General features: G+C 68.9%; 2 protein-coding genes. One reads left to right on the forward strand and one right to left on the reverse strand.

Annotated elements, in window-relative coordinates:
• Nucleotides 1–128: 128 nt before the first annotated feature.
• Nucleotides 129–527 carry a hypothetical protein gene (locus tag ABGA94_RS17080; RefSeq protein ID WP_375367837.1) on the reverse strand — a complete coding sequence of 133 codons (399 nt, stop codon included), beginning with the start codon at nt 525–527 and terminating at the stop codon, nt 129–131.
• A gap of 146 nt (nt 528–673) precedes the next feature.
• Here ABGA94_RS17080 and ABGA94_RS17085 point away from each other — a divergent pair, with 146 nt between their 5' ends.
• Nucleotides 674–1018: a hypothetical protein gene (locus ABGA94_RS17085; protein WP_053496719.1), complete on the forward strand. Its 345-nt coding sequence runs from the start codon at nt 674–676 to the stop codon at nt 1016–1018.
• Nucleotides 1019–1229 lie beyond the last annotated feature (211 nt).

Genomic DNA, 1229 nt, shown 5'->3' on the forward strand with positions numbered 1-1229 from the left:
GTATGAGGTACGCGACATGGACCCCGGATTTTAGCAGAAGCCCGATCTGGTCCCGGTGCATCGTGCCGGCCCGTTGCCGGCAGCCTCATCTGCCGTTGGGGCAGCGGAATGCCGGCCAGCGGCCGGCACTACTGCAGCAGCGGCCTCACCGCCGCCGCAGGAATATGATCCAGCGCGCGCCAGGCGTCTTCCACCACCGGCCGTGCCTGCGACCAGCTCAACCGCGACTGCCCGCGCATCTGTTCCCAGTGTTCGGCCAGTTCCTCACAGGTATCCGCGGCGTCACCGCGCGGCCAGTCCGCAGCGTGGGTGGTCAATGCGAAGGCATAGACCGGGCATAGATCGCGCCAGTTGGGGTGGTTCTGCCCGCGACGCTCTTCGTAGTCGCTGAGCATGTACTGCAGGTAGTCCTGCGCCACCGCCTGCGGATCTTCATGGCGGCGCGTGCGGCGTTGTGCGGTGCGCTGGCCGAGCGGATCGAGCAGGGCGTTGAACACGGACGGTGCGGGTCGTTCAAGACGGGGCATGGCCGGCTCCTGCAGCGGGGGCGGGTGGGCAGGAATACGCGCGGTGCCGTTACCGGGGGGTGAGCGAGATGTTCATGACGCCGGGTTCGCGGCGGCTTTACCTGTGGCGCGGTGTAGTGGGAGCCCCGAGCGCAGGTAGCCAGACCATGAGCCGAGAGAATTCCCGAGACCCGTTGCGGGAAAACCACCCGCCCATTCCCGGTGAACAGCGCGGCAAGCGCGATGCCGACAATGCCGACTACCGCGGCACCGGCGCACCTTTCTACGACGCCGAGCACGGTGGCGACCATCTGCCGGTGAAGCACGAGGCTGAACAGGCCGCCCAGGACCGCAAGGATGGCGGCGACCGCCATCGCGGCGGCCAGGAAAGCCCGCTCAAACGTCGCGAACGCAAGCAGCGCGCCAGCGACAACCAGGACGAGGCGCTGGAGGAGACCTTCCCGGCCAGCGACCCGACCTCGCCGTTCGTACCGGCCAAGGCGCCCGACTGACCGGTAGTGCCGGCCCCTGGCCGGCAAGGTCTGGGCTGCCCTACACAGAGCGATGCCGGCCAGCGGCCCCGATTTACGGGTAGTGCCGGCCGCTGGCCGGCAACCTCCTGACGTCGTGCACGGCGCGATGCCGGCCAGCGGCCCGCACTACCCCTTTCAGCGCCACGACCATTGCAGGCTGACGTTGGCTCGCCGTCCCGGCCCCGGTTCG

The sequence above is a fragment of the Stenotrophomonas sp. 3diitr2024 genome, assembly GCF_042136455.1.
Lineage (GTDB): Bacteria > Pseudomonadota > Gammaproteobacteria > Xanthomonadales > Xanthomonadaceae > Stenotrophomonas > Stenotrophomonas sepilia.